At 53.7% G+C, this 17,838-nt stretch carries 7 protein-coding genes; 5 read left to right on the forward strand and 2 right to left on the reverse strand.

All coding sequences use genetic code 11. The features are described from left to right. Window positions 1–3 precede the first annotated feature (3 nt). Entirely contained in the window at window positions 4–1,152 is a 1,149-nt protein-coding gene (locus tag TAM4_RS10115) for a lipopolysaccharide biosynthesis protein (protein WP_014123127.1), read from the reverse strand. Then, complete coding sequence (locus tag TAM4_RS10120; RefSeq protein ID WP_014123128.1) at window positions 1,143–3,485, reverse strand: STT3 domain-containing protein; 2,343 nt, start codon at window positions 3,483–3,485, stop codon at window positions 1,143–1,145. Before TAM4_RS10120 ends, TAM4_RS10115 begins: the two co-directional genes overlap by 10 nt. Before the next feature lie 88 nt (window positions 3,486–3,573). On the opposite strand from TAM4_RS10120, the gene TAM4_RS10125 reads away from it, so the two are divergent. From TAM4_RS10125 to TAM4_RS10145, 5 genes are all read left to right on the forward strand, one after another. After that, window positions 3,574–4,383, forward strand: coding sequence for a hypothetical protein (locus TAM4_RS10125; protein WP_237702091.1), 810 nt, complete (start codon window positions 3,574–3,576; stop codon window positions 4,381–4,383). Between the two features lie 46 nt (window positions 4,384–4,429). Next, window positions 4,430–5,539, forward strand: a complete 1,110-nt coding sequence (locus tag TAM4_RS10130; RefSeq protein WP_014123130.1) for a glycosyltransferase family 2 protein — start codon at window positions 4,430–4,432, stop codon at window positions 5,537–5,539. 2 nt (window positions 5,540–5,541) lie between these two features. Continuing rightward, entirely contained in the window at window positions 5,542–6,681 is a 1,140-nt protein-coding gene (locus tag TAM4_RS10135) for a glycosyltransferase family 4 protein (RefSeq protein ID WP_014123131.1), read from the forward strand. A gap of 549 nt (window positions 6,682–7,230) precedes the next feature. Beyond that, complete coding sequence (locus tag TAM4_RS11835; protein WP_237702137.1) at window positions 7,231–15,648, forward strand: carboxypeptidase-like regulatory domain-containing protein; 8,418 nt, start codon at window positions 7,231–7,233, stop codon at window positions 15,646–15,648. Window positions 15,649–15,749: 101 nt separating this feature from the next. Beyond that, a complete protein-coding gene (locus tag TAM4_RS10145) occupies window positions 15,750–17,801 on the forward strand; it encodes a hypothetical protein (protein ID WP_237702092.1) in 2,052 nt (683 codons plus the stop codon). Window positions 17,802–17,838: the final 37 nt, after the last annotated feature.

The following is a 17,838-nucleotide window of genomic DNA, read 5'->3' on the forward strand; positions in this document are numbered from 1 at the left end:
GGTTTAAAAAGTTTTCGGATCGAGGAGGGGCGTCGCGAGCAGATGTGCCAGGGTCCAGGCCATCCCTATTCCCGTTATGCCCTCCCTCGGCAGGAGGAAATAGCTGAGGAGAAGGAAAGATACACCCCTCACGAGGTTTATTGCCAGGATTCTTCCCGCGGCGTTCCTGAGGGTGAGCCCCGAGATTCCGAGGTAAACGAGCCCAAACGGCCCGAGACCGAGGGCGATCGCCTTGAGCATTGGGAGGGCATTGAGGTAGTCCATGCCAAAGATTTTGAGAATTGGTTCTCCAAGCAGGAACGTGCCGGCAGCTGCAAGGGCCCAGTAGGAGAGCACAAGGCCCAGGGATTTTCTAAAGAGTGCCTTTTTTCCGTCCCTAATGAGGACGGTGGAGAGGGCTATTATCGGGGTCGTCAGGAGGTTCCCTATGGTAAAGCCGATGTAGTAATAGCCCGCCCACTCCTTCCCCAGCTCCACGAGAACGATCGTCGGCATCAGGTAGAGGGGAAGCACGTTGACGATAGATCCAATGTAGTTGCTCAGGGACAGCGCGAGGCTTTCCCTTATGAACTCGACGTCGATTGTGAAGGAAACCTGTTCCCGGAATTCCTTCATTCCCAGGGCCGATGCGACGGCCAGACCGAGGGAAGTTGCCAGAACCATGCCTCCTGCCTTCAGGGTTCGTAGGAAGGGCAGGAAAACGACCCTCAGGCAGTAGAGGGCGCTCATCTTAACGTACACTTCCGTTCTGCCGAGGGGGATGGAGACGAAGCCTAAAGCGTTGTAGAGGGCCCCAAAGAGGGCGAGCAGATAGGCCCCGAGGATGAGTTCCGGTCTTTCGAAGGCCCCGCCCGGGTTCATCAGAACGTAAGCGGTTGTTAGCCCCGTTGAGAGCAGCAGCATCGCCGTTACCATCGTGCCAGAGGCCCCCTTTCCGTGGATCCTGTAGAACCTGACGAGCCCGATGTTAAGTCCAAGCGTTGATAGGGCGAAGACGAGGTTCATGAAGGATACGAGCGCCGAGGCGGTGCCTATCTCCTCAGCCGGATACAGCCTGGCCGCAAAAAGCCAGAAGAAAAGCCCGCTGAGGGCCATTACGATCGTCCCGAGGGTTAAGTCTGTCGTTGACCTCAGGAGGGCCTTCAGCTCCACCCATCCGACCTCCTGAAAACGCCCCTGTCGAGGATCGTCTCCCCCTTGAGGTAGGTGTACCTTATCACGACGCCCCTGACCTCGGGAGGTATCTTGAACTCCGTCATTCCGGAGACGTTGTAGGCCCTGTAAAAGACCCTCTTCCCGGAATCGGTGTAGCCGTATATCCTAAGTGTATCTCCGGTTGCGTTTTCGAACCTGAGAAGCCCTTCTTCGCGGTCGAGGGCAACGTTTGGGTGCACCAACTTGAATATCTTGACCATTCCCCCATCCGTGTAGGCGAGCCTGAAATCCCCGGGATAATCGTTCGTGAACATGAGCCTCGCGAAGGGTGTCTTAAACGTCTCCCCGTCCATCAGCACCGCGTAGCCGTAGTTGAGGTTGACGTACAGGTAGGCGTTGCCGGCTTTTTTCCCGGTTACGTTCGCCAGGAAGGAACCGTCTTTTCCCTCTATCCAAGTCTCGTTTGGTATGAACTGGGCACCGCCGGCGTTTACGAGCACGTCCCACGTTTTCCCGTTCTTCCTCACGGCCACCTGGTAGTTACCGTTCTGGAAAACCGCGGTGTCCCCGTAGGCTCCCCTGAACGGCAGGAGGATGAGGACGTAACCGCTTTTCTGGCCGGCAGTTGCCTTGAGCGAGCCCCACTTGAGCATCGTGTCGAAGGAAACCGTGACGTAGTCCACTCCAAGTGCCATAAGGTCTTCCTTCGTCGTTTTTCCCAGGTAGAACTTTGACACCAGCTCGCTCGGCGTCCCCTGTGCAACCGCCGCCCTGTGGGCGAAGTATGTAACCCAGTGGCCGTGATCCCACCACGTCAGCACTATATCGTTCTCGTTGGAAACACCCCGCAGGTATTCCAAGGCCCTCTCCCAGTGCTCATCGACTATGGGCTTAACCTCGTACGTGGCCTTTACGGAGTGGTAGCCGCCTATGAGGAGCAGGATGGCTATCAAGAGAATTCCGACGGGACGGGCGTTTTTCTTCGTCAGCTTGAGGAACTCCGCCCCCCCAATGCCGCCGAGCAGTGCCAGGCCAAATGATCCGATGAAGAGGAAGCGGGTCCAGTAGAGGGAGAGCAGGAGCAGGGGAAGGGAAGAACCGAGGGCGAAGGCATCGCCGAGCCTTGGTCTTCTCAGGGAGAGGGGATAGAGGAAGAGAAAGAGCAGGAGCGCGTGGTAGGCGGTCTTGATGTCCCACCACCCCGGCCTCGACATCTCGGCCGTGGCCGCTCCGCCGAAGGCGTTGAGTCCCGAGGCGAGTATCTCCAGTGTACCCCCGTACCTCCAGAGCAGCCCGAGGAAAACAACGAGGGCAAGGGCTAAAGTTCCGGCGGTTCCGATCTTCCTGGCTTTCTCTGGGATTTTTGACTTAAGGGCCCACAGAAGGGCGATTATTACGAGCGTGGCTGGGAGGAGGACGAGGAGATGGAGGACGAGGTACGCATCCTGGAGGGGACCCGGGCTTATTCCGGTGAGCTTTACTAGGTTTTTTCCCTGCCAGTTCTCGATCCAGAACATTCCGAAGCCGAAGAGCCTGCCGAGGAGTGAGGCAACGACGGCCGCTATTCCCGTTGAAAGGGTCATCAGAACACCGTCCTTGATGCCCTCTCCCCGTAGGAAGCCGTAGGCTGAAACGCTCAGCCCAACGAAGAGGGGCAGCACGAGGACTATGTAATAGGCGCTCCAGAAGGCGCTTGAGAGCCCGCCGGCGAGACCGCTCAGCGCGTAGAGCTCCACCTTTCTCCGGGGGTTTTTCTCGAACAGGGCGAGGGAGAAGAACAGGAGCACGACGGAGTACCAGAAGAGGGCGTAGTTGTCACCCCTGTAGTAGTTGGACATGGATCTGAAGACGTGCCCGAAGGTCAGGGCCAGGATCAGAGAAGATATAATCGCTGCTCTCGTCGAGTGTATCCTCCTGACGGTGTAGTACAGCGCCAGAACCGTTAGGGTGCCGAAGATAGGAGGGGTTAGTTTGAACGCACCGTAAACTGATAGACCGGCCCATTTTCCCATGAGGTAGACCGCGTAAGGCGCCCCCCACAGTCCCTTGGGGTGGAAGTGGTTTATCAGGAAGCCCCACGGGCCAAGGGCGTAGGGGAAGTAGTTCACCCATCCGTGCTCCGTGACGTACTGGAGGTATGCCAGGTGGAAGTAGGGATCGTAGCCTATTGGATACCTGAGCCTGTACGGTATGAGCCTTATGAGGAACGCGATCAGCGCTATGAGGACGGGGACTGAATAGGGGGATGATTTAATCCTTTCAAGCGCGGCTGTTTTTTTCCGCTCGGTTCTTTCAATTTCACCCTTCTTCCCTTCTCTCTTTCTCGCCATCACGGGCACCCGATTCGGATTGACTTTTTCATATATATCTCTGACGGAAACGTTATATTGCCTGGGGCCGTAGGGTAGTCCCATGGTGATGCCCGTGGAGAAAAAGCTCAAGGCCTGGCTCGGCATCCTGACGGTGCTCGTTTTGATCCTCCTGCTGATAGACGTTGGGGCGATGGTTTTAGTGTTCAAAGTCAAGGGAAAGGCGGCCTCGTCCGTGGATCAAGCCATCGCGTCCCTTCAGGATCTGAAGAACAAGACGTTCCAGGTCAAGATCCCGATCCACAAGACAGTGAAGATTCCCGTGAACACAACGGTCAGGGTTCACGTTTCAAAGACCTTCCACGTGGGGCTTGAGAAGACGGTCGAGGTTGATGTCAACAAGAGCTTCCGGGTCAACATTTCAGATACCGTTGAAGTTCCCATAAACCAGGAGGTAAGCTTCGACGTGCCCATCGACCAGGTCGTGGAGGTTCCGATAAACACCGTAACGAGGGTCCACATCGTTCAAACCGTCAACACCACGGCGTACAACAGGGAGGAAAACCTCACCCTCAACGTGACCGTTCCGATAGACAAATGGGTGGACGTCCCGATAAACACCACCGTGAAGGTCCGCATAAACACAACGGTCCCGGTTACGACCCTTGTGAACACGACCGCGACAGTTCCGATAAACACCACCGCGGTCGTCCCGTTCCACGACACGCTGAAGGTGCCGATAAACACGACGATCGACGTGCCCTTCGACGACTACCTCGACGTCCCCATAAACCAGGAACTTGAGGTTCCCATCGACATGGAGTTCACGATGAACCTGACCGCTAAAGAGCTGGGCCTTGACGAGATGATAGACCAGGCCGTTCAGATGCTTGAGGAGATAAAGGCCGGTCTCGGGTGAGGGTTAAACCTAAAAGCCCACCCTTCAATTTTTTCCAGGTGAGGCGATGGACGTTTCGGTGGTTCTGCCGACGATGAACGAGGAAGAGGCGATAAGGGTAGTTCTCCCTAAGATAAAAGACGTCCTCGATAGGATGGGTCTTGAGTATGAAATCATAGTCGTCGACAAGAGCAGCGATCGAACGCCGGAGATAGCGAGGGGGCTTGGCGCTATAGTTGTGAGGCAGAGGGGCAAAGGCTACGGCGATGCTTACCTTGAGGGGTTCAGGAGGGCCCGGGGGAAGTACGTTCTCATGCTCGACCCCGATGGGAGCTACGATCCGGAGGATATACCGGCGATGCTGGAGCCCCTCCTTAAGGGTGAGGCCGACTTCGTGATCGGCTCCCGCCTAAAGGGCGAGATGGATCCCGGGGCCATGCCTTGGCTTCACAGGAGGATTGGCAACCCCTTCCTGACGTGGGTTCTGAACCTCTTCTTCAAGGCGGGCATATCCGACGCCCACTGCGGAATGAGGGCCATAAGGAGGGATGCCCTTGAAAGGCTTCCACTCAAGTGTAAGGGCATGGAGTTCGCCAGCGAGATGGTCATAGAGGCTGCTAAGCACGGACTCCGTATAAAGGAGGTTCCTATAAGGTACCACCCTAGGATAGGTGAGTCAAAGCTGAGCTCCTTCAAGGACGGCTGGCGGCACCTCCGCCTCATGCTCCTGTACTCTCCGACATACCTCTTCCTGATTCCCGGACTCGTTCTCCTTGCCCTTGGGCTGTTCCTCTTAGCTTACACGTACATCTTTGAGCCCATTAGGCTGCACACGATGATACTCGGCTCCCTCCTAACCATCACGGGGACGCAGGTCCTCGGCTTTGGGGTTTCCGCCAAGGTCTACGCCGTTAAGGAGGGCTTCGAAAAGCCGGACAGGATAACGGGCTTTTTCATGAGGTACTCCATCCTTGAGGAGGGCCTTTTGGCAGGAGGAGTTCTCCTGTTCGTCGGTCTCGTCCTGGGAATTAGGCTGTTTCTCCAGTGGAGGAAAGCAAACTACGGTGCCCTGTTCCACATCCAGGAGGCAATCCTGATACTGACCCTGATAACCCTCGGCCTCCAGGTGGTCTTCTTCTCCTTCTTCATCAGCGTGTACATGCTCAAGGAGGGTTAGCCTTGCGGATTCTTCTGGTTTCCCCTTATTTTCCCCCTGAAGGCGGCGGCCTTGAGAGCTACGCTCTGGCCATGGCCGAGGAACTCCTGGAGGAACATGAGGTTCGGGTTCTGTGCATGAGCCGGGGTTCATCCTCCAGGGAGACAATGAGGATCCGGGGAAAGTCCCTGCCGGTCGAGCGCGTGAAGGCGTTCGTGTTCTCCAACACTCCCATAAGCCTGAGGTTCGTTCTGAGGCTTTTTTCCATCGTCAGGAACTGGAGGCCGGAGCTTATAATCGCCCATACGCCGGTCCCCTTTGCGGCCGATGCTGCGGCTTTTGCTTCCGTCCTCTTCCGCGTTCCGCTCATGATAGTCTATCACACAGTCGGCCTGAGGAAGGGATCCGCCCTCGATGCCGTTGCAGCTCTCTACTCAAAAACCCTGGAGCGGTTTACCCTCTCACGGGCGGGGCTTCTGGTGGCGGTCTCCCCGTCGGTCAGGGATTACCTCCGTGAGGCCGGCTTTCATCCCATAATTATTCCGCCGAGGCCGAAGTCAGAGCTTCTCAGGGCCGTTCCGGAGAAGCTTCCACCCAAGGAGAAGGTGGTCCTCTTCGTCGGTCGGCTCTCCTCCTTCCATCGCTTCAAGAACTTTGAGCTTCTTTTGAGGGCCTTCGCTCAGGCTTCGCGGGATCATCCCGACTGGGAGCTCTGGGTTGTTGGGGGTGGAGACGAGCTGCCGAGGTATCGCGCTCTTGCTGAGGAACTCGGCTTGGAGGATAGAGTGAGGTTTTTTGGCCCGGTTTCGGATGCAGAAAAACTTGCCGGGATCTATTCCGGGGCCGCGATAGTGGTTCTCCCGTCTTCTTTTGAGTCGTTCGGCCTCGTCGTCGTCGAGGGGGCCCTCTTTGGAGCGGTTCCTCTTGTTTCGGATGTGGTGGCAAGGAACGTTTTTCTCTTCCATCCAGGGATTGGCAGGGCTTCCCGCGTGTTACGGCAAAAGGCGGAGCTTTCTTCGATGTTAAACGAGCTGTTTGAACATCCGAAAACTTTAAAAAAGCTTTCTGCAATGCTTGGGAAGATCGAGGGATTCAGAAAATCCTTCAAAAGGTTTAGATACATCAGCGTTCTTTCAGAACTCAATCTTTTGGAAAAATTTTGAAGATATTGGGCGTTTTTCCGTGAAACTAGTTCTTATGCCTTCAATTATTAAATAATGCTCGGTGATCCAGCGAAAGGTTTATATTTGTCTGGTGGCCTATAAGGTATTGGCCTTCCATGAGGCCGGCCTCAAAGAGTGGCAAAAAAGGAAGGTAGGTGAAGTAGTATGAATAAGCGCAGGAAAGCGCGGATCTTTAGTTTGTTATTGGCATTTTTAATGGTAGCCTCAGTAGTTCCAGCAGGATTCATTGGCTTCCTTAAACCGGTAAGTGCTGCAGATTACATTACCAGTGTAGTTGCTGAGAGTAACTATGGCGACAAAATACTGTACAGGGGGTACAATTACACAATATCGTTCAAAATTTCAGGAACTGTAACTTCGTACAACGTGACCCTAATATACGACTTTGGAACTCACCAGGAGATTGCTTATAGTGGAAGGTGGTTTGGTAACCCAACCAATGGTACAATAAACTCATCCGATACCCTGGATCCGTATATGATACGTCCAGGTCCGCTTCCTCCAGAAGTACAGAGAGTTTACTTGGAAGTGTACTACTGGACTGACACTGCGGGGAATATAGGCAGTCCATATATACTCAACTTTACTGTCAAGGATCCATTCAACGTCACAATAACCTCAATACACAGTGAGATCCCTTACAACGACAGCGGTACTTGGAAGTACGATAAGGCATTCGCTTACATTCCGTTTAACTTGACAGTGAACGTTACGTATGATCCCAATTTTGTCAACTACTCCCCAAGCTCTCAGATTGTGTCAATAATCCTACCAAACGGATCCGTAAAAGAGGTCCCAGTGACCCTTGTTAATGGAACCGGTGTAGCCAATGTTTCAGTAGACGGGGTGAAAGCGGGTTCAATTGGTGTGACCTCCACTAGCGGAGTTTACACATACTCTAACCCCAATGCTGGCGTCGTTCACTCTTGGCACATTGAAACTGAGATTGACAAGTACACCTATAACGCAGATACTCTGACACAGCCTTACAAGTACGTTCCTTTCAACGCTACCATCAACGTAACTGCCCTTAGCGATGCTGGTGAGCTTCTCGGTGTCAACGACACCATAATCGCTGAGGTCAGCGGGGCCGTTGAAGAACACGGACCTTACAGTGGTGCAATGATCAACGGTACCGGTCAGGTAACCCTCACTGACATCAGAGTTGATCCAGCAACGGTGCTCCTCTACCTCGGAAACTACACGGCAATAAACACAACTTTCACCCTTACCGCCAGTGAGTGGGTGATCTCCGCTGACTACAACGTTACCTACGTTGGCAACCAAGTAAGTGACAGGTTCTACATTAACGTTCCTGCGAACCTTACAGTTAACGTTACCTACAATCTCCCGGTTAACGTTAGCAGCAACAACGTCAATTACACCATTAAGTTCCCGAATGGTTTGAGCATTCCTGGTAACTTCAATGTTACCAACAACACCGGCAACTTCACAGTCGAGATACCCAGTGATTACGTTAACGAGCTTGGTAACGTCGTTGTTATCATCAACGACACCTATTATCACGTCAGCAAGATTATCACGATACCCATTGAAAACTGGAGTGTCTCCGTTGTCTCACATGAGGTCCTCTACACTGGAAACACTCAGAGTGATCCGAACTTCTACATTAACGTTCCTGCGAACCTTACGTTCCAAGTTCACTACAACATTCCAATACTCCTAAACTCAACGAACGTTAACTACAGGATCATTGTTCCGGGCATTGCTACTCCAATAACTGGAGTCTTTAACATCACGAACGGTGTTGCCATAGTCAACGTGAACGCTTCAATGATTCCAAGTGAGCTCGGCAACGTTACTGTGATAATCAACGACACGACCTACAGCAGAGTATCAGAGCCTTACAAGATCCCAGTTAAGGACTGGAACGTTAGCGGTGCTTATATCGTCTACCACTACGGCAATCCTGCCTACCCGGACAGGGTGTTCTACATCGGCATTCCGGCCAGCCTGTACGTTAACGCCACCTTTGAGAACATTACCATCAACTTGGACAGTGGTGTTATCGTTGAGGTATATGGACCAGACGGAACCCTGGTCAGGACCAAGAGGGTGACTATTACCAGCAACTTCGGAGAAGACATACTCGATGGGCTCCAGTTTGACCAGCTTGGCTACGTCACAGTGAAGATATACAACAGCACTTACAGAATACTTGACACCCTCAGAATCCCCGTAAGGGACTGGGGCATCTACGTTGACAGCACTCCGGAGAACCTTACGGTGAACGAGCCCACCTCACTGACAGTTGAGATCAGGGAGAGCCTTTACTTCCCAGGTGCAAAGGACGTCAACGTCACGCTCTATCTACCGGATGGTACAGTTAAGCAGAGAACCGTGACCCTTGTTGGAAGCTCCTACGGCACCAACGGTGGCTACTATGGTGTCGTTACCTTCGGCAACGTTACTTCAACAGAGCCGGGTATCGCGAAGGTAGTCGTTACTGACTCGGGCAAAGAGGCAGTTAAGCTCATCCCAGTGTTCCCGCAGGGAGGCAGGCTCTACCTTGAGGTCACAGCGCCAGAGCTTTACAAATACGTTCCGGCGGAGCTCACGGTCAAAGTAATGAACTACACCGGTTCAACACCGACTTACTTCAACATCACGGTCTACGATCCGAACGGTGATGTGATCTACACCAAGAAGGTACTTTACAACAGCAACGTTCCAGTCTTTGAGATTCCTGTCACTGTGGACCAAGCGGGCAACATAACCATCGTTGTCATGGACGAGGGCGGTAACTTCATGGGTGTTTACAAGGTACCAGTTCACGACTGGAGTGTCACCTTTGACTGGACCCTGCCCAGTAGGGTTTACAAGTGGGTTCCGGCCAGTGGTAGTGTGAGTGTTAGCACTGTTCCGGACGAGCCTGTGACTATCGAACTTTACAGGAATGGAGAGCTAGTTTACAGTGGCTCTGACTTGACGATACCGTTTGACATTCCGACTGAAAACGACACCGTGAACTACACAGTCAAAGTTTACTACAACGGTCACCTTGTTGGCAGTGACGAGAGGAGCATAACAATCCAGTCGTGGAATGTTACCGTTGATGTTAGCCCGAGTGAGGTTTACAAGTGGGTTCCGAGTGATGTCAGTGTTAGCGTTGAGCCTACGATTAGCGCAGTGGATGCTAGTGAGCTTGAGGTTTACGTTAATGGTCAGCCGTACACTGGACCGTTCAGTGTTGAGCTTGAGAACAACACTAACTACACCATCACCGTCTACTACCACGGACACCTCATCAAGAACATCACCAAGACAATCACCGTTGAGAACTGGAGCGTTAGCATAGAGCCATCCACTACATGGATTTACAAGTATGTACCGACAACTGTGACATTCACAGCCACTCCAAGCATTGATGCGGTTAGTGCTAGTGAGCTTGAGATTACTCCAGAGAGCGTGATCATAGATGACACTACTAACGTAACGGTGACAGTTAAGTACAGAGGACATGTCATAAAGACTGAAGAAATACCAATAACCGCCAAGGAGTGGAACGCTCAGATTGACTACTACACTGACAAGCCGGTATACGAGGGTGTTCCAGTGACTGTGTACATTGATCAGTACAATGAACCCGGAGTCCAGGTAAATGTCACCATCTACAAGAATGGTATCCCAGTTACGCAGGGCATTGACAGTGCAGAGTTCACAATTGAGAACCCGCAGGGTACCATGGTATATGAAATCAACGTCACGTACAGAGGACATGTAGTGGGCCACAGGGTTATATCTTTAACTGCAAAGCCGTGGGGTATTTACATCAACACGTACCCAGAGAAGCTTAAAGTTGGCGAGAGGGTGAACCTGAGCGTGCACATCACCAGTGACAGGGTTGGATTCGATGGCCTTGTAAAGGTCACGCTTGTACTGCCCGATGGAACAGTAATGTCTTTAACTCGCACACTGGCCTACGATGGTTCTCAGCAGGAAGCTACCATAGTCCTGCATGATGTGGTCTCAGAGAAGCCTGGACTTGCCAAGGTAATAGTAACTGACGAACTTTCAGGCAAAGAGTTCGTCAAGTACATCCCGGTCTACCCGAACGGTGAGATAACCGGCAGGTGGATCGACGTCAAGGTTACTCCGGAGAAGAGCCCGGTTTACGCTTACGTTGAGAACTCCCTCAGGATCGACGCCCAGTACTACTACAACATGGGCGATGGAGCCTACAAGGATGACGTCAACAGCTACGTCAACATAACCATCATTGATGCCGACGGTAGCGTCTACAAGCTCAACAACGTCCCAGTGATCAATGGTGTCATAAGCATACCGAACTATCCACTCCCAGTTAACGGAACTGGTTCAATCTATGTAATGGCAGTGGATGCATTCAACAGCAGTATCATGGGCTTTGCTGAGATCCCAGTTGAGGACTGGAAGGTTACCTTCGACATAAACACCAACGGTCCTGTCTACCAGTACGTTGACAACATCCTCAAGGTCACCGTGCACGTTCCGGCTGGAGTTCCCGTTGACGTCAACGTTAGCGGCCAGATATTCACCGGCGTCACCGACGGCCAGGTCATAAGCATACCGATAGTTGACCCGACCTCGGACATAAACGTCAACGTCGTTGCCAAGTACCACAACGCCGTCGCCGGCAAGGACTACGTCGTCGGAAGCGCGAGCAAGACCATCGAGCTCAGGGGATGGCACGTCGAGATAACCTACACGCCGAAGGTCATCTACACCCACATACCGGCCACGCTCACCGTCAACGCCATAGCCGTCGACAACGAGACCGGTGAGACCCTGCCGTTTGACCTCAAAGTTGGTCTCTTCAATGAGACCCTCAGCTTGGTCGCTGTTGAGACCAACACCGTTAGCATCCCGATCCAGGACGACACCGGTGCAGGACTTACCTACTTCGTCACCGTTAACTACGGTGCCCACGAGATGGTGAGCTACGAGCCAATACTCATCGACACCCACGACTGGGCCATTGAGGTCACCAAGACCATAACCTCAAGCGCCTACAGCGGAACCGACTACCTCTGGGCTGGAGTTCCGGCTCAGATCACGTTCAGCGTCGTAACCTACGACCTTGACACCAACGCTCCCGTCAGCCTGCCGGTCAGCATACCGATCAACGTCACCTATAACGGCTACACCTACACCGGAACCGACTCGATAACCATCAACCTCGCCTCACCCGAGCCGGCCAGCGAGGCCTTCCACGTCGAGGCGGCTTACCAGGACATAAGCTACGTCAACGACTTCATCGTTCCGGTCAAGGACTGGAGCATCTACGTCAACGCCTACCCGAGCAAGCTCTACGCCGACCTGCCGCAGCAGCTAACCCTCATCATCGGCTACAGCGCCGGAATCGAGAGCGTCGCCACCGTTGACGTTGGCGGAACCACCTACACCGCCCACGTCGAGCCGGTTGGCGAGGACAGCGCCATAGCGGTCGTCAACGTTGGCGAGGTCGTTGCCTCCGAGGGCTACCTCCGCGTCACCGTCACCGACCAGTACGGCAAGACCGCCACCCTCAAGATCCCGGTCGTCAGCTGGGACATCGCGGTCACCTCGAACGTCAACTTCGTCTACACCAACGTCTCAACCGACATCACCGTTGACGTCCACTACAGCGACAGCATGCTCGACGGAAACGCCAACGTATACCTTGTCCTGCCCGACGGAACCATGCTGACCAAGACCGCCACCATCCTCGACGGCAAGGGCCAGGTCACCTTCACCGGCGTCGTTGCCGATAGGGCCGGCAACATCACTATCTACGCGGAGGACGTTGCCTCCGGCAAGAAGAGCGGCAACATCACCATTGAGGTCCACGACTGGCACATGGAGGTTAACCTCACCCCGACCGAGTGGTACACCTACCTGCCGCACGACTACATCGTTGGAATCAAGTACATCGACGATGTCACCGGAGGCATAGCGAACATCGACTCGACCGTGGAGGTCAGCTACAACCTCACCGGTGTCACCGGCAGCGAGCTCGTCAACGTTACGGGCGGCCAGGGAGAGGTTACCTTCACCGGACTCGCTACCGAGAACGCGGGCGTTGGAACCTTCACAGTCACCGACGCCGCCCACGGCAAGAGCGGAACCGTAAACGTTACAATCCACGGATGGACAGTCAAGGTTACATACCCAGAGAAGCTCTTCGTTGCTCCAGGCTACAGGAACCCAGTGGTCGTTGGCTTTGCATACATTGCTGACGACAACAGCACCGTCCCATACACCGGTAACACTACTGTCACGATTGAGCTACCCGGGAACTTTACGCGCACTCTCAATGTCAATGCCAGCCCCGCTGACTTTGGTCAGATTAAACTTAACCAGACCGGCGTTGGAACCATAACAGTCTTTGCCAACGACTACCCAGAGGTCAACTTCACGGGTACCATCCAGGTCGAGAACCTCCTCGAGATGAGCTTGATAACCAAGAGGATCTATGAGAACGTTCCGACTGACATTGTTGTCAACATAACTTACAACGGCGGAGACTACCATAACCTTGAGGTCTACATCGAGGGACAGAACATAACTCTGACCACCACCAATGGCCAGATTTGGACCGCTGAGGTCAGCCTGCCAGCAGGAAACTATACAGTTGTTGCATACGATCCCGTCTATAACGTCACAGTCACCGACACGTTCCACGTCGCTCCATGGCACCTCGAGATCGTCCCGAGCACCACCAGCATCTCCGCCGGCAACCTTGAGGAGGTCAACTTCACCGTCAGGGCGATCGACGACGAGACCAACACCACCGCTGACATCGACGCACTCATACACATCCAGATAACCTTCAGCAACTCTGCCCTCATACCGAACGGCACCTTTGAGGTCGCTGACTTCAACCTCGTGAACGGTGAGTACACCTTCACCGAGAGCCTCTTCGCACCGGCTCCAGGTAACTTCACCGTCAAGGCTATGGCTGTTGACTACGGCAAGTGCGCCAAGACGATCATCCAAGTAACCGAGCCAACGGTTCCACCGACCTATGCCTACATCAAAGTCTATAAACAGGGTACCCTCGAGGTTCCAAACGACACCGTGGTACTCTACTGGTCAGTCGATGGCAAGACATACTTCCCAGCATATGATGCCAAAGCTGGCAGGATAGCTGAGATAAACACTGCTGAAAACAACGAAATAGTGCTTACCCTGTATCCAACCAACCAGTTCACCCTCTACATAATCGCGGTTCCGAAGTTCATCGCCGACAAGTATCCGATCCTTACCTCAGAACCAATTGATACTAGAGTTACCCACGAGTACGTCTGGTACAACTACTCCATCACCTCAGTGAACGGTACGATAAAGGCCAAGGTCGTTGCCTACAAGAAGACCATCACCGAGGGCTGGACCTACCAGATCCCAGAGGCTCCGGGTTACATCTCGGTCATCCCACCGGCCTCAGTACAGGGTGTCGCTCCGTACACCGGCTACCAGTACGTGTACAAGGAGGAGCTCGCCAACGAAACCAACTGCACCAAGTACACCTTCACATTCGAGCCTACTGAGTTCATTAAGTTCAAGAAGCTCAGCACCCTCAGCATACAGCCGGCTCAGTACGGCTCATACTTCGAGTTCGAGGCTATCCTCTACGAGAAGTACCTCAACATGAGCGGCCAGTTCGACGAGCAGTTCAAGGTCTTCGAGGACAACGTCAAGAGCATGGTCTCAAGCCTGCAGTTCCTCAGCGACGACCAGAAGCAGGAGCTCATTGACGAGATAATCAACGAGGCCCTTGGCTACAAGGACGAGATCATCGGTGCCTACCCGCAGGATGAGATCCCGATCAGCGGCGCTGAGGTGCAGTTCCACATTGACAACCCGGCCATAGCGTACCTCGAGCCAGTCAACGCCACAACCGACGAGAACGGCATTGCCAAGGTGAAGGTCTACTCCGCCGCTCCGAAGGACGCCACCCCAGAGGAGCTTGTCAAGTACATGGGCAGCGTCACCGTCTGGGCTACCTACGACAACATGACCAGCGAGAACTACACCGTCTCCTTCGGCGGCATCGGTAGCATCTCAGGTGACGTCGTCGATCCGAACAACAACCTCCTGCCGGGAGCCAAGGTCGAGCTCTGGATCAACGACAACGGCCAGTGGGTCATCGCCAAGGACTACGCCGGCAACAACCTCACCACAATAACAGACGGCCACGGCCACTACTCGTTCAACGTGCCGGCCGCTCCACAGGGAACCGCCTACAGGGTCGTTGCCTACTACGGAGACGGCACCGGCTACGCTGACGTGGTCGTCTATCCGTTCAAGACCAGCACCGCCGACGTCGTCGTCACGACCTACGAGACCACCAACGTCACCGGACTCGGTGCCTTCCTCAGCGACGCCCAGACCCACGACGTCAAGATCGTCCTCGGCAAGAACGCCCTCACCTCAGTCGACTACCACGCCATGGACTTCCTCCTCGAGTACATCGGTGTCAAGCCAGTCTACAGCGACAGCGACATCAACGTTGACAGCCTCTCCGCCAGCGACATGATAATCGCCGTTGGTGGTCCAGAGGTCAACAGCATCACCGCCTACTACCAGAAGATGACCCCGGTCAGGATGGTCACCAACGCCGACGGCTCAATAAGCATCATCGTCAACAACGAGACAGTCGCCAACTGGACCGCTCCGAGCCCATGGTGGAACGTCACCAAGGGCTACTGGGTCATCCAGAGGGTCGTTGATCCGGACACCGGTGCAGTGGTCTACATGATCTACGGTACCGATGCCGACAGCACCTGGGCAGCGGCCTACTACTTCAGCAAGCACTTCAGCGAGCTCAACAACGTCAACTACGTCGTCGGCTGCTGGAAGGACACCGACAACATGATCTACAGCCCAGCGTTCCTCAAGTTCGCCAGCGACGACAAGAACGGATTCAGCCCGACCGACAAGATCGGGGTTATCGTTGAGGGCTGAGGCCCTTCCAACCTTTCTTTTCTCGTTTGTTTATTACAAATCCCTTGGTGGTCGTTTTGATTTCGAGGGATTCTCTAACAGGTGCGGTCCGCTTCGCTGGTATGTTTCTCGCCCTGTGGCTCTTGATCAGGTTTGGCTACGGCAGAATAACCACCACATTTGACGAGGCTTACTATCTCTCAACACTGAGAACAGGTGGCGTTTACTCGGGATTGATCACTCCCTACGTTCTAAAGGCAGTTAATGCCCTTATTTCCAGCCCTGTAGTTTCCCTTCTGCTGGTCTCGTTGGTACTGTTCGTTACGTATCCGTTTTTTCTCCTCCGGTTTCATAGGTCTTTCAGCGGATATCAATCAACGTCACTTTCGTTCTTCCTGGCTTTGCTCCTGAGCAGTCACTACCTTTGGTCCTCCAACGAGGTCCGGCCGCAGCAGATAGGAACGCTGGTGGGACTTGTTCTTATTCTTGCAGTCATGAGAATCCACGAGAATAACTCGTCAGGGGTTAAGGGGTTTCTCTGGGTTTCCGCGCTGTGGGTTTTGCTGGGCCTCGCCCATGTTCTCTCGCTTGTGGTCTTTCTTGCCCTGGCTTGGTTCGTGGGTGTTCTTGAGCTCATTAGGGGCAGACCCCTAAAGGCTTACCTGCTTTCCCTGGGTTCCTCTTTCTTTGCGGTTTCTCTGCTTTTCATCTCCGAATACAGAACGATGGTCTTCTCAATAAAATGGATGCTCAAGCACTCCACCAACACCCTTTTCCATTTCATCGGCTGGAACTTTTACACATCTCTCGTTCTCGGATGGTTTCTCCTTTTGGTCTCCGGCCCTGTGATCGCTTTGCTGTGGAATAGAAACCCCTTGTTAAGTTTGACCCTGGGGAGAGTCAGGGATGAGATCGTTAAGCGGGCGGGACCATACGCCCTTTTAGGAGCCCTGGCCATGGCTTGCCTTATGATAGTTCAGTTCCAGTTGAGCAGGAACGTTTACGAACTGGTGTATCGCAATCCCTATTTCATCCCGATAATGCAGGTGGGAAACCTCATATTTGGAATCCTCACCATCGCGGGATTTATCGGATCGCTCAATGAAAAACGATCTGACTTCAGTAGGGAGATTCTCGTCTTCATGATTGGTCTAATGATCTCCGCCCTTCTCGTCTCGACGGTGATGCCTGCCGGCTTCGGAAGCTTTGGCTTCAGAAACTGGATGATCCGGATGTATCAGTACTTCGTCGTGTTCTCCGTCCCATTTGTCGCTCGGGAGATTGAGGCTTTGCTGGGAAGTTTTCAGTGGCGCAGGGCCTTAGTTCTCGTGCTGGTCTTTGGCATCGCGGTGAGCGTTCTGAACGTGAGCCGGCCTCCGATCGTTTACAACTACCCCTATTACTGGACAGAGTCCGATCTTGAGCTTCTGCCGAAGGTTGGTCCTGGATTTGTGTACCTGGGCGATACCCTTTCCCCTCCTGAGAACTCCCTGGCGGTATCGTTCCTTGGGTGGGCCTACGGGAACCGTATCGAGCCCTATCCCAATAATTTAGGGTATCCCCCGGAACCAGATCAGTGCGTCTCGGATCTCTGTCATTCTCCTTATCCCTATCATGAGATTCCACTGACGTCGGTGAACGTATCCCAAGCGACGATTGTCTCTGGAAGCACCCCGGTGGGCCTCACGTCTTGGGCGCGATCGCTCTTCCACCTCAACGGAACGGGGAGAGGTCCCGTTATAGCACTGGGTAACTCCACCCTGAACCCCCTGATTTCAAGGCTTGAGTCCAGGTACCTTCTCCCTGTGGTTGTCAACTACTCGATAGTCACGGGGCCCCACTTCCGGTACTACTTCGCCATTCGGGAAGGGCGGGTTAAGGGGGACGTTGACCGCTCGATGTTCGTAATCCAGGCAGTTCTGGTAAACGACACCCCAGTGATCGTCATCAGCTCACCTTCCTTGGACGGTGTTGCCGCCGGGCTCTGGGTGCTCAAAACTGAAATCCTCCAGAACAGAACGAAATGGAGGGGTGTTTCCTTCGTCGTTGGTGAATGGAGCGAGAAAGACGGAAGGGTTCTTCCCATGCTGAAGGCCTATCCAGAGGACGAAAACGGCTTCAGTTACGCAGACAGGATAAAAATTCTAAGAACAGGAACGGTCGGAAAGCCCTGACCGATCATCACACTTCAGGGTCCTGGCTTCTCGTCAT

The organism is Thermococcus sp. AM4 (assembly GCF_000151205.2).
In the GTDB taxonomy this organism is placed as follows: Archaea; Methanobacteriota_B; Thermococci; order Thermococcales; family Thermococcaceae; genus Thermococcus.